General features: G+C 66.9%; 19 protein-coding genes. 8 read left to right on the forward strand and 11 right to left on the reverse strand.

From position 1 onward, the window contains the following. Positions 1-105 precede the first annotated feature (105 nt). From ACIP90_RS16885 to ACIP90_RS16905, 5 genes are all read left to right on the forward strand, one after another. Positions 106-705: a TetR/AcrR family transcriptional regulator gene (locus tag ACIP90_RS16885; protein ID WP_400580776.1), complete on the forward strand. Its 600-nt coding sequence runs from the start codon at positions 106-108 to the stop codon at positions 703-705. Positions 706-985: 280 nt separating this feature from the next. Then, positions 986-2,191, forward strand: a complete 1,206-nt coding sequence (locus ACIP90_RS16890) for an NADP-dependent malic enzyme (RefSeq protein WP_400580715.1) — start codon at positions 986-988, stop codon at positions 2,189-2,191. A gap of 181 nt (positions 2,192-2,372) precedes the next feature. Beyond that, positions 2,373-2,876, forward strand: a complete 504-nt coding sequence (locus tag ACIP90_RS16895; RefSeq protein WP_400580716.1) for a DUF456 domain-containing protein — start codon at positions 2,373-2,375, stop codon at positions 2,874-2,876. A gap of 26 nt (positions 2,877-2,902) precedes the next feature. Beyond that, positions 2,903-3,865, forward strand: a complete 963-nt coding sequence (locus ACIP90_RS16900; protein WP_400580717.1) for a hypothetical protein — start codon at positions 2,903-2,905, stop codon at positions 3,863-3,865. A gap of 70 nt (positions 3,866-3,935) precedes the next feature. Further along, a complete protein-coding gene (locus ACIP90_RS16905) occupies positions 3,936-4,295 on the forward strand; it encodes a nuclear transport factor 2 family protein (RefSeq protein WP_400580718.1) in 360 nt (119 codons plus the stop codon). Between the two features lie 12 nt (positions 4,296-4,307). On the opposite strand, the gene ACIP90_RS16910 is transcribed toward ACIP90_RS16905, so the two are convergent. Then, on the reverse strand, positions 4,308-4,955 hold the full coding sequence (locus tag ACIP90_RS16910) for a LysE family translocator (RefSeq protein ID WP_400580719.1): 648 nt from the start codon (positions 4,953-4,955) through the stop codon (positions 4,308-4,310). Between the two features lie 105 nt (positions 4,956-5,060). On the opposite strand from ACIP90_RS16910, the gene ACIP90_RS16915 reads away from it, so the two are divergent. After that, positions 5,061-5,516, forward strand: a complete 456-nt coding sequence (locus tag ACIP90_RS16915; RefSeq protein WP_400580720.1) for an Lrp/AsnC family transcriptional regulator — start codon at positions 5,061-5,063, stop codon at positions 5,514-5,516. 84 nt (positions 5,517-5,600) lie between these two features. Here ACIP90_RS16915 and ACIP90_RS16920 read toward each other — a convergent pair whose 3' ends face one another. Together ACIP90_RS16920 and ACIP90_RS16925 are read right to left on the reverse strand one after the other, a co-directional pair. Next, positions 5,601-8,342, reverse strand: coding sequence for an FG-GAP-like repeat-containing protein (locus ACIP90_RS16920; RefSeq protein WP_400580721.1), 2,742 nt, complete (start codon positions 8,340-8,342; stop codon positions 5,601-5,603). Between the two features lie 187 nt (positions 8,343-8,529). Continuing rightward, positions 8,530-8,988 carry an Lrp/AsnC family transcriptional regulator gene (locus tag ACIP90_RS16925; protein ID WP_400580777.1) on the reverse strand — a complete coding sequence of 153 codons (459 nt, stop codon included), beginning with the start codon at positions 8,986-8,988 and terminating at the stop codon, positions 8,530-8,532. A 358-nt stretch (positions 8,989-9,346) separates the two neighbouring features. Between ACIP90_RS16925 and gluQRS the strand changes: the two genes are divergently transcribed. Further along, complete coding sequence (gene gluQRS, locus ACIP90_RS16930) at positions 9,347-10,228, forward strand: tRNA glutamyl-Q(34) synthetase GluQRS (protein WP_400580722.1); 882 nt, start codon at positions 9,347-9,349, stop codon at positions 10,226-10,228. 26 nt (positions 10,229-10,254) lie between these two features. Then, a complete protein-coding gene (locus ACIP90_RS16935; protein WP_400580723.1) occupies positions 10,255-10,896 on the forward strand; it encodes a phosphohydrolase in 642 nt (213 codons plus the stop codon). Here ACIP90_RS16935 and ACIP90_RS16940 read toward each other — a convergent pair. From ACIP90_RS16940 to ACIP90_RS16975, 8 genes are all read right to left on the reverse strand, one after another. Then, positions 10,801-11,418, reverse strand: coding sequence for a hypothetical protein (locus ACIP90_RS16940; protein WP_400580724.1), 618 nt, complete (start codon positions 11,416-11,418; stop codon positions 10,801-10,803). The two genes, ACIP90_RS16935 and ACIP90_RS16940, sit on opposite strands and share 96 nt — an antisense overlap. A gap of 94 nt (positions 11,419-11,512) precedes the next feature. After that, positions 11,513-12,829: an ATP-binding protein gene (locus ACIP90_RS16945; protein ID WP_400580725.1), complete on the reverse strand. Its 1,317-nt coding sequence runs from the start codon at positions 12,827-12,829 to the stop codon at positions 11,513-11,515. Positions 12,830-12,948: 119 nt separating this feature from the next. After that, positions 12,949-13,443, reverse strand: coding sequence for a universal stress protein (locus ACIP90_RS16950; protein ID WP_400580726.1), 495 nt, complete (start codon positions 13,441-13,443; stop codon positions 12,949-12,951). Between the two features lie 35 nt (positions 13,444-13,478). Then, a complete protein-coding gene (locus ACIP90_RS16955; RefSeq protein ID WP_400580727.1) occupies positions 13,479-14,843 on the reverse strand; it encodes a rhodanese-like domain-containing protein in 1,365 nt (454 codons plus the stop codon). A 136-nt stretch (positions 14,844-14,979) separates the two neighbouring features. Beyond that, positions 14,980-15,228: an SCO4226 family nickel-binding protein gene (locus ACIP90_RS16960; RefSeq protein WP_400580728.1), complete on the reverse strand. Its 249-nt coding sequence runs from the start codon at positions 15,226-15,228 to the stop codon at positions 14,980-14,982. Positions 15,229-15,421: 193 nt separating this feature from the next. After that, entirely contained in the window at positions 15,422-16,963 is a 1,542-nt protein-coding gene (locus ACIP90_RS16965; protein ID WP_400580729.1) for an amino acid permease, read from the reverse strand. Between the two features lie 45 nt (positions 16,964-17,008). Continuing rightward, positions 17,009-18,439, reverse strand: coding sequence for an aspartate ammonia-lyase (locus ACIP90_RS16970; RefSeq protein ID WP_400580730.1), 1,431 nt, complete (start codon positions 18,437-18,439; stop codon positions 17,009-17,011). A 9-nt stretch (positions 18,440-18,448) separates the two neighbouring features. Beyond that, a complete protein-coding gene (locus tag ACIP90_RS16975) occupies positions 18,449-19,561 on the reverse strand; it encodes an asparaginase (RefSeq protein ID WP_400580731.1) in 1,113 nt (370 codons plus the stop codon). Positions 19,562-19,593 lie beyond the last annotated feature (32 nt).

The raw sequence follows: 19,593 nt of genomic DNA on the forward strand, positions 1-19,593 counted from the left end.
GCGGCCAGCGGCCGGAAATGGTGCCGTATAGTTGGGGGCGAATTGCGGGCAGGATCGGGATGGGGACTCTCCTGGCTGCCAGGAATCTCAACCTCCGGACTGATGATGCTTGAATTTAATCCAGATCTTCCGCCCATGGCCGCTCCTCCTTCCCTGCCCCGGCAGCAGGCCCGGTATGCCCGCATCCTGGACGTTGCGGCGGGCTTCGCGCGCAAGGGAATCAAGTCCGTGACGCTGCCCGAGGTTGCCGCCAAGGCTGATGTACCCCTCAGCACCCTGTACCGCTACTTCCCGTCGGCGACGCACCTCATGCTAGCGCTCTACCGGCATCAGCTGAGCGAGCTCAAGGTCGGCAGCTGGCCCGGCGCCGGGACGGTCCGCGTCCATGCCCTGTCCGGCGTGGTGATGGAGATTTTCCACATGCGCGTGATGCAGCCAGCCGTGGAGCACTGCCTCAGCAAGGGTGTATACGTCAAGGACCGGGACACCACCGCGCTGCTTCGTGAAATCGACACCCTGTCCGAGCGGGCCGTGACCTCCGCCAGCGGCGACGCCGGCATCTCGAGGGTGCTGCTGCTGACCGTTACCGGTCTAGTCCAGTCGGTCCGCTGCCGCCGACTGTCGCTCTTCGAGGCGGAGGAAGACCTGAAGAACGCCTGTGCGCTGCTGGTTCCGCGCCCGCGCTCCATGCGCCACACTGCGTAACCGGTCTAGACCATTGGCTCCGAAATGGGGGCATATCGCGTGAATTTGGGCACAAGATAAGTTCAAATCCCGCCCGCGGGCCTCATCTGGCCAAGAGCGGCGTCCCGCGCTGTTTACCATTGCAGGACCGGAGTGGCTAGCAACCCGTACCACGCGGGCTTCCGGACAGGCCCCGCCACCTTGTGGGCCCGTCAGCGAAGCGCGCACCTGACCATCTTGAGCCTCCCACGCTTGAGCCATACTGTGCCGTGCGCCCACGGCTAGCCAAGGAGACAACGAAGTGTCCACTGAAACGATTGCCCCCATCGACAACACCGCGGCCGAGGCGCTGACGGAGCAGGAAATCTTTGCCTCCCACGAGGGCGGCAAGCTTTCCATCACCAGCACGGTCCCGCTCGACAACAAGCGCGACCTTTCGATCGCCTACACGCCCGGCGTCGCCCAGGTCAGCCGTGCCATCCACGCTGATCCCGAACTTGCCAAGACCCACACCTGGGCCCAGCGCCTGGTTGCCGTGGTCAGCGACGGCACCGCCGTTCTGGGCCTCGGCAACATCGGCGCCAGCGCATCCCTTCCGGTCATGGAGGGCAAGTCCGCCCTCTTCAAGGCATTCGGTGAGCTGGACTCCATTCCCTTGGTCCTGAACACCACCGACGTGGACGAGATCGTGGAAACGCTGGTCCGGCTCCGTCCCAGCTTCGGCGCCGTCAACCTCGAAGACGTCTCCGCCCCGCGCTGCTTCGAGCTCGAAGAAAAGCTCATTGAAGCCCTCGACTGTCCCGTGATGCACGATGACCAGCACGGCACCGCCGTCGTGGTCCTCGCCGCGCTGACGGGAGCCGCCAAGGTCACCGGCCGCGAACTCGAAGGCCTGCGCGTGGTGGTTTCCGGTGCCGGAGCCGCAGGCATCGCCGTCGCGGAAATCCTCCTCACGGCCGGGGTCAAGGATGTGGTGCTGCTGGACTCCCGCGGCGCCATCAGCGCCGAGCGCGCCGACATCGCCGCCGATCCCACCAGCAAGAAGGCCGAGATGGCGCAGCGCAGCAACCCGCGCGGCATCACGGGCGGACCCGGCGAGGCCCTCCTCGGCGCAGACGTCTTCGTCGGCGTGTCGTCCTCCAAGCTGGACGAGGAGCACCTGAAGCTGATGAACCACAGCTCCATCGTGTTCGCGCTGTCCAACCCGGACCCGGAAGTCCTGCCGGACGTTGCCGCCCGCTACGCCGCCGTCGTCGCCACCGGACGCAGCGATTTCCCCAACCAGATCAACAACGTCCTGGCCTTCCCCGGAATCTTCCGCGGAGCCCTCGACGCCGGCGCCCGCCGCATCACCCCGGCCATGAAGCTTGCCGCGGCCCGCGCCATTGCTGAACTGGCAGAGGAGAACCTGTCCGCCGACTACATCGTTCCCAGCCCCCTGGACCCGCGGGTGGCACCGGCCGTGACGGCGGCCGTCGCCGCCGCGGCAGCGGAAGACGCCGTCTGAACCGGCGGATCTGACTGAGGATCACGACGGCGGTGCCGCCCCCTTGCCGGGCGGCGCCGCCGTCGTCGTCCTTTAAGGGAGAGGGGAGCTCAAGGCAGCGGTGAGGCCGCCCGCTGCCGGACCCCGGGCTCCAGGACCCTGGACTCCCGGACCCCAGACTGCCGGGACCTAGACTGGGGGCATGAACGCCCAGACCATAGTGACCATCCTGTGCGGCCTGGCCATCGTTGTGGGCGTGGCCGGCACCGTTATCCCCGTGCTGCCCGGCGGCTTCCTGATCGGACTGGGCCTGCTGGCCTGGGCCATCTGGGGAGGCGAAGGGGCCATCGGCTGGGTGGTGTTCGGCATCGGCATGATATTCGTGCTGGCGGGGATGGCAGCCAGTGCCGTGCTGGCCGGGCGGAAACTCAAACAGCATAAAATTCCCAACCGGAGTGTCGCGGCGGGCATCGTACTGGGGATCGCCGGCATGTTCCTCATCCCCGTGGTGGGCCTCTTCGTGGGCTTCGCCGCCGGGCTGCTGCTCAGCGAGGTGCACCGGACGCGGAACTTCGGCACGGCCCTGACAACCAGCTGGGCCGCCCTCAAAGCCACCGGACTGGGTATCCTCGTGGAGTTTGGCCTCGCCTGCCTTGCCGCCAGCACCTGGGTGATCGGCGTGTGGGTTGGTGCGGCTTCGGGCTAGATTCGTGCGGCTACTAGCATGGAAGAATGAGCGCCGGGCAGATTCCAGGACCGATCTACCGTGACACCCGTGACCTCACTCCGTTTGGCGCCGGGCTGATCCGGACACCTGTACGGGAAATCGCCGAGGGCGTCGGCGGTCTGATCCATGGGGTGCTGGGCGGCCGGGATGCCGCCCTGATCGGCGTGGATGGCAGCGTCCCCAGGCTGAAGCTCCTCCCCGGCAAAACCGCCAAGGCGGTCTACGACGCCATCTTCAATAACACCGACCCGAACCGGTTGATCGCCGTGGGCCGGGAGTACCCCGGCTGGGCCGGCCTGTGCTACGTCATGGCCGGCCTGCTCGCGCACAAGCAGGGCGGGTACCTGCGCGCGGTGGAGCTGCTGCAGCGCGGCCTCAGCATCAGGAACGACGACGAAGCGAACCAGTTCGCGGCCAGCTACCTCACGCGCGTTGTCACCCGGGTGGAGGTCGCCGAGCGCATCGAGGTTCCGGTGCTGTTCAGTGAGGAGTCCGTGTTCCTCGCACTGTCGCAGTCCCTGCGCGAGACGGGCCAGACTGAAGCCGCGCTTGAAGCGCTGACCATGCTTCCGCCGTCGCTGCCAACCGCCCTTGCGAGGTGCGCGCTGGCCTACACTCTCGGGCGCGACCAGGAGGTGGTTGTTTGGACCGAAGGTCTGCTCAACGCCGACGACCTCTCCGCGGCCCTGCTGCTGCTCCGGGGTCGCTCCCTCCGCCGGCTCGGCGCCCATGAGCACGCGCAGCGGGCGCTGAAGGAAGTCCTGCGGCGGCGGAAAACCAATTTGGCGCTGCGCAACGACGCCATCACGGACCGCGCCCTGCTTGTGCTGGACAACGGCCGGAAATCCCTGAACCCACGGGACTGGCGGCGGCGGCGCGCAGAGCTGGAAACCTTCGAGGTCATCCGCAAGGACGTGGAGGCGCGCAGGCTTTGGGAACAGGAGTGGAAGGAGCTGGACGGCGACTGACGCCGCCGTCGCTGCCAGGCTCCACCCCGTGGCTCTTGTGGGCGCGTTGGCCCGGGGGTACAACGGACAAATGACTGACGCAATCAGGCAATGGATGGAAAAGTACATCGCAGCGTGGGAAACGAATGCGCCGGACGATATCCGGGCGCTTTTCACCGAGGACGCCGTCTACGCAACCCGCCCGTACGACCCGGACGCCTGGCGCGGCCGTGAGGAGATCGTGGACCGGTGGATCGCCTCAGCCGACGAACCCGAGGACTGGAGGTTCGAGTGGTCCGTGCTCGGATCCGACGGCGACCTCGCCTTCGTCCAGGGACGCACCACCTACCTGGACGACCGGCCCAGCTACGAAAACCTCTGGGTCATCCGGCTGGCTCCGGACGGGCGGGCGAATGCCTTCACTGAGTGGTTCATGGAACGCAAGACGTGAGGCTGCTTGCTGTTAGGCGAGCCCGACGAAGAGGGGCGCCAGCTGCTCGAAGAGGAGCGCGGCGCCGAGGCACACCATGATGATGCCGCTCGCCAGTGTCACCCGGCGGGCGGCGCCCGGCCGGGACTGGAGCAGCCTCCGGGACAGCAGGGCCACGGCGGTGTAGACGACGGCGGCCAGCAGCACGAACGTCAGGCCAAGCAGCCCCGACTGCACCGGCACGGGCAGCGGCGCCTCGGCACTGACGAACTGGGGCACGAGGGCAATGAAGAACAGCAGGCCTTTGGGATTGATGCCGCTGGTCCCCATCCCCTGGAAGAACGACCGGAGCTGGTTTGTGCCGGAATTATCCGCTGCACCGGCGATAGTGAAGCTCGCACTCCGCCAGGACCGGATGGTTACGCTTCCCAGCCACAGCAGGTAGCCGGCCCCGGCGACCGTGATCCATCCGAGGAGCCCCGGCAGGGCCGCCAGCAGGGCTGCCAGGCCAGCCACCATGAAAACCGTGTGCAGCACGTAACCGCTGCACAGGCCCGCCACCGCAGGCACGAAGCTGCGGCGTCCGAGCCCTGCCGCAATGGTGTAGGCCCAGTCCACACCGGGGGTACAGGCCAAAGCGGCGGCGACCACCACGAAGGCTAGGAAAAGCTCAGGATTCATGGCGGGGCTCCTCGTCGACGGGTGATGCGAAAAGCCTAGGAAATTTGCCGCCATAAGTGTTCCCTGATTTCGCGCAGGCTCCTGCCGCACGGGTAAGATCTTTGCGTGATTGACCACATCGACAGAAATATTTTGCGCCACCTCAAGGAGGATGGCCGGATGACCGCCACGGCGCTCGCCGCAAAGGTGGGACTGACCGTGGCGCCATGCCACCGCCGGCTCCGTGACTTGGAGGCGTCAGGGGTAATCCGCGGATACAAGGCGGACATCGACCCGTCCGCCGTTGGGCTGGGGTTCGAGGCCATCGTCTTCGTGACACTGCGGCAGGTGGACCAGCCCACCATGGAGATCTTTGAGAACCGGGTTGCCGACAACCCCAACATCGTGGAGGCCCAGCGGCTGTTCGGCTCGCCGGACTACCTGCTCAAGGTGATAGCGGAAGACCTGCCCTCCTATCAGCGGTTCTACGACAGTGAACTTACGGTGCTTCCCGGCGTCGAGCGGCTCACGTCCACACTGGTGATGAAGAACCTCAAGTCCAATGCCGGTCCACCGGTATAGCTTGAACACGGCAGGTTAAACGCGGCAGGCCGCGGAAGGGGATCTTCCGCGGCCTGCCGTTGTGGTGTTTGTTGGGCGATCGGTCTAGCGGGGGTTCAGGACGGACGCCTGGAAGCCGCCCTGCCTGTTGCCCGCGTATAGCCACAACTGGCCGTCCGGCGCCGTCGCGATGAGGCCAGGGCTGGCGGTCCCGGCGAACCGGCCCACGTTTGCTATGGACTTGTAGATGTTCCAGGCGCTGCCCAGCTGCTTCCTCGGGAGGAAGCCGCCTCCGCCGTTTCCTGGATAGAGCCACAGCGCGCCGGCCGGAGTGCGGGCCATGATGTCGTTCCTGCCGTCTCCTGTGAAGTCGTCGGCGCTGACAATCTGGTCGAAGGCGTTCCATCCGTATCCGAGCGCCTTGCGCGGCTGCAGGCCACCCGCACCGTTGCCGGGGTAAAGCCAGAGCTGGCCGTCCGGTGACTGGGCAAAGAGGTCGCTCTTTCCATCGCCGGTGAAATCCCCTGGAGACAGGAAGCGGCTGAAGCCGGTCAGGGACCTGCCCAGGAGCTTTCTCGGCAGCATGGTTCCCCTCCCGTCGGTGGGGTAGACCCAGAGCACGCCGGCCGCATCCCGCGCTATCAGGTCCAGGCCGCCGGCTCCGTCGAAGTTGCCGGCGCTGAAGATCTGGTCATAGGTCTGCCATCCGGAGTTGAGCTGCCGGGCAGCCTGGAAAGCGCCGGAGCCGTTACCGGGGTGGAGCCACAGCGTTCCCTGCGCTGTGAGCGCGAAGATGTCCGCGCGGCCGTCACCCGTGGCGTCGCCGGCTTCCCAGACCTGGCGGAACTCGTCCCAGTCCGTGCCGGGAACCGTGACCCGGGTGGCGAAGCGGCCGGTTTCGTTTCCGGGGTAGAGCGCGGCCGGACCCGTTGCGGTGGTGACCAGCAGGTCCCTTTGCCCGTCCCCGGTGAAGTCGTGTCCGCCGATGAGGTCCTTGAACGAACCCCAGCCGCCGCCCAGGCTGGTGGGTGCGAGGAATCCGCCGGCACCGTTTGCCGGGTAGAAGAAGAGCGATCCGGTCTGGCTGCGTGCGAACAGCCCGCCGCCGGTGCCACTGAACCCGCTGGCCGGAGCGACGGCATTGAAGGTACCCCATCCGGCGCCCACATTGCTGGGGAGCAGGAAGCCGTCCTTGCCGTTGCCGGGATACACCCAGAGCGTTCCATCGAATTTGATGCCGGCCAGATCTGCCTTGCCGTCGCCGGTCACGTCGCCGGGGGTGACGAGGCGCTGGAAAATCTGCCAGCCGCCCCCGATGCGGATGCGGGGAAGGAATCCGCCCTTGCCGTTGCCCGGGTACAGCCAAAATTCGCCCGCCGACGTGCGGCCGAAGATGTCAGGGAATCCGTCCCCGGTGAAGTCGACGTCGCCGACCACCGTGTTGAAGATGTTCCAGCCGCCAGCGAACCGGACGGGTGCCGCGAGCTTGTTTCCGGCCTGGCCGGCGAGCAGCATAAGGGAACCGTCCGACTCGCGGGAAAGCACGTCAGCACGCCCGTCGCCGTTGAAGTCACCGGCGGAGAACTGGATCTTTGCCCGCAGCGCGGGATCGGCGTTGATGGTCACGGTGGCGTAGTCGGCAGTGACGGTGTTGATCGTAACCGTGGTTCCGGCGTGCGTGGTGAACGTGCGTCCGGCCTGCCAGGCGTGGTTCGTGCTGTAGTAGCCGCTGAAGGGAATGGTGGACGGCATGAGCGTCAGGGATGAGACTGGGGTCGCTCCGCCGCGCTGCACGATCTTCACGCCCCGGTTGCCGGCGTAGTCACTGCTCAGGTAGCTGTCGTAGCCCACCGGTTGCCGCAGCTCGAGGTAATAGGTCTCACGGCTCACGGGGTCGGTGAACTTGAGGGCCCGGTTCGCGAGTGTGCCGCCCCACGGCCGCAGCGTGTAGCTCTTGATGCCTGTCGCAATTCCCAAGTCGCGGACCTCATCGCCCCGGCCGAGTCCGCGGGAGTCCCAGAAGGGGGAACTGACCACGGGCATGCTGTACCGGGACGCACCCATCAGGTCGGTGGTGTCGCCGTATTCACGGATGTAGCAGCTGGAGTCCTTGAACTGGCCGGTGCTGGTGGTCGCCACGTCGTTGGCGCCGCTGCCGCACTGCAGGGCGTCCGCGTGCATGGCACCCAGCACGTGGCCGAACTCGTGGGTGAGAACGCTCTTGGTGAAGGTGGCGTTGATCTGCGGCATCAGGACGCGGCCGCTGTTGCCGTTGCTGCTGAAGCCGGCGCCCAGTGCACCGTAGGAGAGGGTGGCGGTGGGAACGAAGACGACGAGGGCGGTGTTGGTGCCGTAAGTCCACTTCAGCTCGGATGTGATCTTGTTGATCATGTCGTAGTAGGACATCGAGGACGTGGCAGCCGACTGGTGCCCCGCGAGGCGGCTCGTGACGGTCATGGAGATGCGCCCGTTGGACATCGCCTTCCAGTAGTTGCTGGTGGCTACGATCGCCTGGTCCGCCGCCGTCATGGAGACGGCGTTCTTGTTGTCGGCGAGCTTCGCTGTAACGAGCTTCACCGTCATCGGCGCGGAAGCAAGGACCCCGGCTTCTGCCTGGAGGGCCGTTCCGGTCGGCGGAGTGTCCATGGGGACGCCCGGCGCTGATTCGTACATGTGCTCCCCGTGCGGGGTGCCAGGCACGAGTTGTGTCGCCGGAGCATCGTGGGCGTGATCAGCCGTTTGATCGGTTGATGCAGCGAACGTGGGGCTCGCGGGAAGGGAGACCAATCCGGCGGCGAAGACCAGCAGCCCGGTCGCTGCGGCGATTGAACGGGAAAATGAGCGCATGGAGTTCCTTAGTGAGACCGAACCCTGGCTGAGACCTTGGGATGGAGGGCGCACCGGCTGCCGGGGGACGGACTTCGGCGGCAGGTGCTGAATCAGGCTACAGTCGGCGCCGCAGGACCGCCGTCAGAATATCCGCAGTTTTAACTCATGATTTGCGCAGGTCCGGCGTGGCGCGTGAGGCACGCCGTCAGCCGCCGAGCAGCCCGGTGGTTCGGTAGGGAATGACCTCCCGAAGGAACATGCTCGTGGATGTCCGGACGATCCCCGGGCACAGCCGGATCTCTTCAGACACCCGGTAGAGATCATCAGGGCTGGTGGCCACCACGCGGATCAGCAAATCGGTATCACCGGCCGGTGCATGGCACTCCAGCACTTCCGGGATGTCCCGGAGGGCGGCGATGGCCTCGTTGAGGTGGCTCTGGTCCAGCTCGGCGCTGACTGCCGCCGCCACGCCACGGCCAAGTGCGGCAGGAAGCACGCGGCTGCTGTTCGGACGGAGCGCCCCTGACTCAGTCATCCGTTCCAGTCGCGAGTGGACGGTGCCGCGGGCCAGGCCGAGGCGCTGGGCGAGCACCATGATGGGGACCCGGGGGTCGTCGTCGAGCGCGGCGAGGATCCTCCGGTCGGTGGCATCCAGCTGCTGCAATCTGATCACTCCCTGTCGGTATGGCGCACCACCAGTGATCAGTCTGACCACATTCAGCGCCGCCCTTTGCGCCTACTGTAGGACTTCTGCTCAAATAGTGGCAACAAGGGGCGCGGCTACCGCCAACCCCCGCAGGCTCACAGGCCTACCGGCACACCACCCGGCCCCTGGACGACGCTTCCCGCAAGGAAGCAGCCGCTGATTGACACTTGTTCACGCATCGTCACTCCGCAAGCAGTGCCGCACTTCCGCAGCCAGGAACCGGTACGGCAAGAGCCCCTGAGCCACCGAGCCCCGCGTACGCGGGACAGCGCGGTAGCTGAGGGGCTCTTGTGCTGTTCGGCATAGGCTGGACGACATGACTAGTGCCGGCCGCTTCGCCCCCAGCCCGTCCGGTGAACTTCACGTGGGCAACCTGCGGACGGCGATGCTCGCGTGGCTGTTTGCGCGGTCCACCGGCCGGCGTTTCCTGCTGCGCGTCGAGGACCTGGACCGTGCCCGCGCCGGGGCCGAGGAACAGCAGCTCCGCGACCTGGCCGCCGTCGGCGTGTCCTGGGACGGCGACGTCGTACGGCAAACCGACAGGGAGCCGCTGTACACGGCCGCGATCGGCCGGTTGGCCGCCGCAGGGCTGACTTACGAGTGTTTCTGCACGCGCAGGGAAATCCAGGAAGCGCCGTCGGCGCCACATGCACCCCAGGGCGCATATCCGGGAACCTGCCGGAGGCTCTCGACGGCGGAAGTGGAGTTCAGGCGCTCGGTCCGGCCCGCTGCCGTCCGCCTTCGCTCCTCCGCCTCGGAGTGGACGGTGCAGGACGCCATGCACGGCACGTTTACCGGAGTGGTGGACGACTTCGTACTGCGCCGCAACGACGGTGTGGCGGCGTACAACCTGGCCGTAGTGGTGGATGATGCCGAACAGGGCATAGACCAGGTGGTGAGGGGTGATGACCTGCTCCCATCGACGCCCCGGCAGGCCTACCTCGCATCACTCCTTAATATGCCTGTTCCGGAATATGTCCATGTGCCACTCGTGGTGAACGCCGACGGCGCACGGCTGGCCAAGCGGGACGGGGCCGTCACGCTGCGCGATCTCGCCGCCGTCGGCATGCCGGCAGATGCTGTCCGGCGGATGATCCTGGACTCGCTGGATCTTCCGGCAGACTCCCTGGAGGCAGCACTCGGCGCGTTCGATCCTGCGGCCCTCCCGCGCGGGCCCTGGGTCTGGCCGGGCGTGTAGTTGGAGGCGGTCGGTACGCTGAGGGTATGCCAGAACAAGGATTGCCGGAAGCACGATTCAACGTAGAGACTGCCAAGGTCCTCGCAGAAGTGGCGCATAACCGTCAAAAGGACAAGCTCAAGCGCCCGTACCGCGAACATGTGCTGGCCGTGGGGGATGCGCTGGAGGACTTCGACGACGACATCCGGATCGCCGGGTACCTCCACGACATCGCGGAGGACACCCCTATGACCAGGCAGGCGCTGCTCGACATGGGCGTCTCCGAACGGGCCGTGCGGATCATCGAGCGCGTCACGAAGCGGCTGCACGACGACCCCGACGACTATCAGGCCGGCATCCGGTTTATCGCCCAGGACCATGACGCCACTCTCGTGAAGATCGCCGACAACGCGCACAACTCCCTCCCGGAGCGCGTGCAGGCCTTGGCCGAGAAGTGGCCGGACAAGCCGCCGGCCACCCGGTATGCCGATGCCCGGCCCGTGCTGTACGCCGCCGTTCCCGAGGAGGAAGTCCGGAAGATCCTGCAGCGGATCAACCCGTGGCTGCTGGAGGAGCTGGACGGGACGCCGGGACTAAGGGATTCGCCAGCGCCGCGCCCTCCACAGCAGGCCGATATAGGCGAGGTCGAAGATGCTGCAGAGGGCACCCACGCCCAGGATCAGCGGTGAGTTCCCGTACCAGCCGAAGACGATGGTCGGTGCGAGCGTGCCTATCCACTTCGCCCCCGCAATCAGCAGGGACTGTCCCCGCGCGCCGCCCCGGGTCACGAACATGGCGATGAACAGCCCCGACATCAGCAGGTTCTGCAGGAAGGCAGCGTATTTGGCGGCGTCGTCCCAGCCGAACTCCACGACGAAGAGCCCCTGCACCGCGAAGGCCGCAACGCCCAGCAGAACGCCCCAGCCGACGAAGAGTTTCTGCGTGACCCACACCGGGAGTTCGGACCTGCCGAACCTGAAGAAGGTGTACAGGACCAGGACGTCAGCCAGCGCCCACGCGATGTTGAAAACCCCCTGCGCCGAAAGCCCTGTAACGGCGGACCGTGAGGCGTAGATGACCTCCCAGGCAAAGTTCAGCGCCAGGGCCGCGGCCGGAATGGCATAACTCCGGTCCCTGAATCCGATCCGTATGGCCTCGATGTACACCAGGGTCCAAGCCAGCCCGCTCACAACAGTCAGGAACAGGATCACTGTTTCCCCCTTCCTGTCGCCGTTTCGACGGTTCCGTGCCCACTCGACGTCAGCCCGCGTCTAGCTGGCAGGGAACCGTCGAAACGGCGGGCAGCTACACGCGGCCCAGGGCGTCGATGTCCTCGAGGAACTGCTCGTGGGCTTCCTTGCTCACCGTGGTCCGGGTGTCGGCGATGGCGTCGAGGTAGTCCTCCGTGGCGGGACCCTTCCGGACGGCCTCGCGGACGGAGACGGTGCCCCCTGAGGCCAGCCCACCGTCGTCGTACACCGCTTTTTCCAGCGCCCGCTGGGAGGCGCTGCGGGCCGCGAACTCGATGTCCGCGGGAGAGAAGCCCTCGGTGCGGTCCACGAGCAGTTCGACGTCGACGTCGTCCACCACCGCGGCGGGGATGAAGCGCTGCCACATGGCTTCGCGGGCCTGGCGATCGGGCAGCCCAATGGGAATGACGTAGTCGAAGCGGCCGTGGCGCAGGAAGGCCGAGTCCAGGGCGCGGATGAAGTTGGTGGCGCAGACCAGCAGGCGGCCGGGCTGTTCGCGGAAGGCCGGAATGATCTTGAGGAGTTCGTTGGTGACGCCCTGCAGCGGGGACGGCGGCTCACCCGAGCGCTGGGAGGCGATCTCCTCCACCTCGTCGATGAACACCACGGCATGCTCGAGCTCGGCGATTTCCAGGAACGTCTCGCGCAGCGCACCGGCGAGGCCCTTGGGATCGGCGGCTAGCCGGGAGGGGAACACCTCCACGAACGGCCACTCCAGGCGGGAGGCAATCGCCTTGGCGAAGGTGGTCTTGCCCGTTCCCGGCGGACCGAAGAGCACGACGGCGCGCGGCGGCACCACGCCGAATTCATCCGCAAGGTCGGCCTCGGCCAGCGGGAGGACCAGCCGGCGCTCCAGCAGCTCCTTCTCGCGGCGCATGCCGGCCACGTTCTCCCACAGGTCGCGGGCGAGGACACGGCCGCCGAGGAGGCTGAGCGGCTCGAGCTCCTGGCGCTGGACCGGAATGGTCCGCTCGAAGTAGCGCAGGTTCTTCTTCAGCAGGAAGCCCTGGCTCAGGAAGGCCTCCACCCGGGTTTCGGATTCCGGCATGAGCGCCGAGAGCTTGTTCAGCCCGTGCGGGGCCATCCGGTTTTCGACGGCGGCCAGCAGGGAGGTGCCGATCCCGCGGCCCCGGTACTCCGGGAGGGTGGCCAGGAAGACGATCCAGCCCTGGTCATGGGCGGCACGGCCGACGGCGGCACCGACCACCAGGTCGCCCTGCACCGCCACCACTGCATGGTCCTTTTCGCACGACGCGAGCACTTCGGAGAGCGCGTAAACGGGCTCAACATTCGTGGCCTTGAGGGACTCCCACAGATGCAGGATGCCGTCCAGGTCCGCGGTGTGAAAGTCCCTGATCCGCCAGTTGGTCATGACATTGCTCCTGTATGGGTTCGTCGTTGAGCCTGGGCTCAGGTGCTCTGCTGAGCATAGGTGATTGCGCCCGCGCATGGGGTTGCGGGTGCGTTGTTACGCCGGGGGAAGGACCGGATCTACGGCTGGGACGGGTCCTGGCCCTTGGCGCCCTTCCGGAGATGGTGCGTGCGGTGGCTGCCGTCCGTGTGGACCACCAGGACCGGGCAGTCAGCGTGCGAAACGCAGGCCGAGCTCACGGATCCCAGGTGCATGCCGAGGAACCCGCCATGGCCGCGGCGCCCCACCACCAGCATCGCCGCACCGGCTCCGGCGTCCACGAGTTTGGCAGCTGCCGGCCCGCGGACCAGCTCCTGGCTCAGTCCCTCCGGTGCATCTTGCCCAGCCGGCCCGAAGGCTTTGGCGATGGTCTCGGCCAGGGTCTTCGCGGCGGACTCCTCGAACGCCGCAAAGTCCGGGGGAATGTAGCCGGCGTACATCTGCGGGAAGTCCCAGCAGGCGACAACGTGGATCCGGGCTTCCAGGGCGGGTGCCAGCCGGGCCGCGAGCCGGAGCGCCTGCACCGACGATTCCGAACCGTCGACGCCGACGACTACTTTTCCTTCCGCGTCCATCGTGTTCTCCTTTGAAACGAGGATTCTCCTGCGCCCTAGCCGGACGGCCCCAGCACCTGCACGCCGGCGGGGGCGGCCTCGCGGAACCGGGCATCGATCTGCACCACATCCCGGCCGGCCCGCTGCAGGAGGCTGGCGGCTACCCCCGCACGGTATCCCGAGGCGCAGTGCACCCAGATCCGGCCCTCCGGGAGTTCGCCGAGCCGGCCCAGCAGTTCGTGCAGCGGCACGTTCACCGCACCTGCCACGTGGGACTCGGCGAACTCATCGGCCCGCCGCACATCGAGGACGGGGTCGCCGGCCGGCTTGTCAAGGACGACCGCGGCCCAGTCGACCCGCGGGTAGGAGGCCACCGGGGCGTTCGGAGCCAGCGCTGCGGGCTCTGTTCCGACGGCGGCATCCGGCCGGTCGATGCCGATGCGGGAGAGGTCACGGACGGCGTTCTGCAGGTCGTCCCGGCTGCCCACCAGCGTCAGCTTCTCGCCCCAGGGGATGACCCAGCCCAGGTAGGAGCTGAACATGGATCCTGAGCCATATTCGAAGCACACGGCGGCCTTCAGGTGATTGCTCGCGAAGGCCCTGCGGCGGCGCAGGTCCACCACCCATTCGCCGTTGGCCAGCCGGCGGGTCAGCTCGTCGGCATCCGGCGGCTCCGGCAGGCCCAGGGGCGCGGCTGGCGGACCAGTGAGGTTTATCGGAGCCATGTGCGCGTAATACGAGGGGTAGGCCGCAAGATTGTCCAGGAGTTCGGCGACGAAGTGCTCGGGATCAGGGTCAGTGAGTGCGTGGTTCGTGGTGAGCTGCTCGCCGATGGTCGATGATTTGGCGGAAGTGGACGGCCCCACCGAGCAGAACGATCCGAAGCCGTGCGTGGGATACAGCGCAGCCGCGGGACCCGCCTCATCGGCCAGTCTGCGGACCGAGGCGTACTGGTCCCTCGTCAGTTCATCGGTGTCTGCCGGACCGAGCAGATCGGTCCGCCCCACTGAGCCGTACAGCAGGCTGCCGCCCGAGAATACCGCCTGCTCCCCGTCCTCCGAGGTGACGATGTAGGACAGGTGGGTGTGCGTGTGCCCGGGGGTGCTTACGGCGCGCAGTGACAGCCGGCCGATCGGCACCGTCTGGCCGTCAGTGATGGGCTCCCGCTCGAAACCGACTGCGTCCGCAGCGTTGACCAGGTAGGTGGCACCGTGGGCGCGGGCAAGGGTCAGGCCACCCGTGAGGTAGTCGTTGTGGATGTGGGTTTCGGCGACGTGGGTGATGCGCACTCGGGCTGCGCGGGCGGCTTCCTCGATGCGGTCCGTATCGCGCTGGGCGTCAATCACCAGGGCCACGTGTCCGTCGTGGACCAGGTAGCTGCGGTCCCCGAGTTGCGGGGTCTCGATGACAACAACGTCCATAAACCGGTCCTTCCCGGGACAGCCCGCCGTTCTGCTCCACTTTGCCGGCCTGCATTGAGGCACCGGCCCTGATTGGCGGGGCCGGTGCCACTTTGGGCGGCCGAAACCGGTGCAGAAATGCCCTGGCCTGGCGGTTTCAGACTTTCAGGGGAACGGGGTGGACCTCGTCTGCGGGATGGCCTGCGCGCTCATGAATGCGCTTCACGGCATCCGCGGAAGGCGCCTCGGAGAGGCAGTAGACAAGCCCGGAGTCGGGGTCGGCCCAGGCATTCTTGAACACCACGTCTTCCTCGCTCTGAATGGCGAGGTCGGCCTCGTGTGCTTGTTTGAGGGCTTCCTGGGTCAGTCCCGCCATGTTGCGGTGGATATCCATGAATTCCGGCATGATGACGCTCCCTAATTTGGTTCGACGATGAATACCCGGGATGGGGCTGACGGTAGACCTGTGCCCTGCCCCCGTCAAGAGGATGTGGTGCCCACTTAAGAGCAGAACGACGGCGGCACGTGCGGTTCCGTGAAAACAGAACCGCACGTGCCGCCGCCGCGATCAAAAACCCGTTCGCGCTTAGCCGGAGGGGTCAGATGCGGTCAGCCGCTCCTGACCCCGGACGGTTGGCGACCACCGGGGACATGCCGGTGAAGCCGTCGCGGGTTTCGGCGATCTCGTGGATCTGTTTCCGGCAGGCGTACCAGCCGCCCACCATCAGCCCGCAGGCCACGAGCGTGACCAGCAGGGTCAGCGGCGAGTCGATGAAGACCATGACCAGCACGCCGATGAGGAACAGCAGGGAGAGGTAGCCGGTGTAGGGGGCGCCGAACATCCGGAAGGAGGGGCGCTTCAGCCAGCCCTTGTCCGCCCAGCGCTTGAGCTGCATCTGGCACAGCACGATGGTGGCCCAGGTGACGATGATGCCCACGGAGGCGACGTTCAGGACGATCTCGAAGGCCTGGGAGGGGACGAGGTAGTTCAGCGGGACGCCCAGCAGGGATACTCCGGCGGTGATGGCGATGCCGCCGTAGGGGACGCCGGCCTTGTTCATGCGCTGGGCGAACTTCGGGGCGGAGCCGGCGACGGACATGGAGCGCAGGATCCGGCCGGTGGAGTAGAGGCCGGCGTTCAGGGAGGACAGGGCCGCGGTGAGGACGACGAGGTTCATGATGACGTCCACGCCCTGGATACCGATGGAACCGAAGAACGTCACGAAGGGGCTGACGCCCTTTTCGTAGGAGGTGAAGGGCAGGAGCAGCGCCAGCAGGATGACGGAGCCGACGTAAAAGACGGCGATGCGGAAGACCACGGAGTTGATGGCCTTGGGCATGATCTTCTCAGGGTTCTCGGTCTCGCCGGCGGCGGTGCCCACGAGCTCGATGGAGGCGTAGGCGAACAGGACGCCCTGCATAAGGATGATCATCGGCAGCAGCCCGTTCGGGAAGATGCCGCCGTTGTCGGCGATGAGGCTGAATCCGACTTCCTGCCCGGCGACCGGGGTGCCGAAGATGACGAAGTAGGTGCCGACGAGGAGGAATGCGACCAGGGCTGCGACCTTGATAAGCGCGAACCAGAACTCCATCTCGCCGAAGACCTTGACCGAAACGAGGTTCAGGCACAGCACAACAACCAGCGCGATCAGCGCCCAGGCCCACTGCGGCACGGCGGCCATCCAGGGGACGTAGTTGCCGAAGAAGTTCATGTACAGGGCCGCGGCGGTGATGTCCACGATGGTGGTGGTGGCCCAGTTGATCCAGTAGAACCAGCCCGAGATGAATGCGGCCTTCTCGCCGTAGAACTCACGGGCGTAGGAGACGAACGACCCCGAGGAGGGGCGGTGCAGGACGAGTTCGCCCAGGGCTCGCAGGATGAGGAAGGCGAAGAACCCGCAGACCGCGTAGGCGATCACGAGCGAAGGTCCCGCGGCGTTGAGCCGGCCACCGGCGCCGAGGAACAGACCGGTACCGATGGCGCCGCCGATGGCGATCATCTGGATCTGCCGCGGCTTGAGGCTCTTGTGGTAGCCCTTGTCCTCCGCGTGAAGGAGCGATTCGGTGGCGTGGGCTTGGGCCGGGACGGTGTGGTCCGTGATGGCCGCTTCGGTAGCGGCGCCCTGTTGGGGGTTGGGCATGGGGGATCCTTTGGTTTCCGGTTTCCGGTTTGGGGGCGGTGGTAGTTACTTGCTGAGGTTGGCCAGGCGTTCGGGACTGAGGAGTTCCTGGAGTTGCCCGGCGGTGAGGAGGCCGTGTTCGAGGACGAGCTCGGCGACGCCCTTGCCGGTGGCGAGTGCTTCCTGGGCGATGGCGGTGGCGGTGGCGTAGCCCAGGCGGGGGTTCAAGGCCGTGACCAGGCCGATGGATTGTTCCACGGTGAGGCGCAGGTGTTCGGTGTTGGCGGTGATGCCGCGGACGCAGCGTGTGGTGAGGGTGCGGGCGGCGGCTTCGAGGTGCGAGATGCTCTTGTGCAGGCTGTGCACGATGATGGGTTCGAAGGCGTTGAGCTGGAGCTGCCCGGCTTCGGCGGCCATGGTGATGGTGACGTCGTTGCCGATGACTTCATAGGCCACTTGGCTGACCACTTCCGGGATCACCGGGTTGATCTTGCCGGGCATGATGGAGGATCCCGACTGCACGGCGGGCAGGTTGATCTCGCCGAGGCCGGCACGGGGACCGGAGGAGAGCAGCCGGAGGTCGTTGCAGATCTTGGAGAGCTTGACGGCAACGCGCTTCAGCACGCCGGAGAGGTGGACGAACGCGCCGACGTCCTGGGTCGCTTCGATGAGGTCGACGGCGGTCACCAGGGGCAGCCCGGTGATCTCGGCCAGGTGCCGGCAGGCGGCCTCGGCGTAGCCGGGAGCGGCGTTCAGGCCGGTGCCGATGGCGGTGGCGCCGAGATTGATTTCGTGGATGAGCAGGTCCGCTTCGGCCAGGCGCAGCCGGTCTTCGCCGATGGTGATGGCGTAGGTGCCGAATTCCTGGCCCAGGGTCATGGGCACGGCGTCCTGGAGCTGGGTGCGGCCCATTTTCACGACAGTGCGGAATTCCAGGGCCTTCTCGGCGAAGGCGTTTTCGAGGACTTCCAGTGCGGCCAGGAGCTCTTTGACGGCGAAGATGGTGCCGAGCTTTATGGCGGTGGGGTAGACGTCGTTGGTGGACTGGGACAGGTTGACGTGGTCGTTGGGGTGCAGCCGGGCGTAGTCGCCCTTGGCGTGTCCCAGGATTTCCAGGGCCCGGTTGGCGATGACCTCGTTGGCGTTCATGTTCGAGGACGTCCCCGCGCCGCCTTGGATGACGTCCACCACGAACTGCTCGTGGAGGCGGCCGTCCAGGATGTCCTGGCAGGCCTGTTCGATGGCGGCGGCGCGTTCGGCGTCGAGGAGGCCGAGTTCCAGGTTGGTGCGGGCGGCGGCGAGTTTGACCGCGGCCAGGCCGCGGACCAGGTGCATGTTGGTGGAGAGCGGCTGACCTGTGATGGGGAAGTTCTCCACCGCGCGGAGCGTGTGGACACCCCAGTAGGCGCCCGCGGGGACGTCGCGGTCACCGAGCAGGTCATGCTCGGACCGGACGTGCAGGTCTTGTGCCTCCGGCAGGGGCAGGGTTTCGGTCATGTGCAGTCCTTAGTTGGCATCGTTGGCAGGGACAGAGTCGTTGGCAGGGAGAGAAGAGAGGAAATCAACGGCTTGGAGCAGGCCCACGGGCCTGCCGCCGCCGAGGACGGGGCCGGTGGCGATGCCGGCGAGCGGTACGGTGTCGACGTCGAGCGCTTCCAGGGCGCGGACGGTGACCGGCATGCGGGCGCGGTCGCCGCCGTCGGAAATCTTGATGACGATGGCACGGCCGTCCGGCAGTCCCACGGCCTGGATGCCCTCAAAACCGTCCTTTGCCAGCAGGCCCGGCATGAGGCGCATGAGCTCGGTGACGTCGCGGCCAACGCCTGCCACCATCTCCGGGTGGCGCCGCATGGCATGCGCGACGGCGGCTTCCGGACCTGCGGAGGCCGTCCCGCCGTCGGAGGCGCCGTCCGGGAGTCCTGCGGCGGCGAGCCGGCCGAAGGCGCGGGCCATCCCCTGGAGTGACAGCGCGAAGAGCGGGGTGCCGCAGCCGTCGGTGCTGATGCCGGACGGCTGCTCGCCGGTCAGCTCGGCCACGGTTTCCCTGACGAGCTGCTGCAAGGGGTGGGACGGGTCCAGGTAGCCCCGTACCGGCCAGCCGTTGATGACGCACGTGGCGGCCATGGCGGCGTGCTTTCCCGAGCAGTTCTGCGTGATCTGGGTGGCCCGGCCTCCCTCTCGCACCCACTCTTCGCGTTCGGCCACGCCGTAGGGCAGGTCGGCGCTGTTTTCGAGTGCAGCGGCGGTAAGCCCGTGCATGTCCAGGATCCGGGTTGTGCCGTTCCGGTGCTCCGCGGCTCCAGAGTGGCTTGCGGCGGTGAGGGCCAAAAGGTCAGCCGGGATGTCGAGCCCTGCCCGGACCAAGGCCACTGCCTGCAGCGGCTTGAGCGAGGACCGCGGATAGAACGCGGCCTGCGGCTCACCGACGGAGAGCAGGGTGCTGCCGTCCGGTGCGGTGGCGATCAGCGAGCCGTAGTGGATGCTTTCCACGAGGCCGTCGCGGGTCTGGAAGGCAAGCGGTTCGTGGCGCGGTAGAGCCTGTGCAACGGCTGCTGAGGCAGGCGCCGCTGCAGCAGGCGCGGTGAACGAAGGGCTTGCCGGCATGGCGGGGGAGGGCATGGAGTCCTTGGGGTGGTGGATTACTGCTGGCG

Source organism: Arthrobacter sp. NPDC093139 (assembly GCF_044754165.1).
GTDB lineage: Bacteria > Actinomycetota > Actinomycetes > Actinomycetales > Micrococcaceae > Arthrobacter.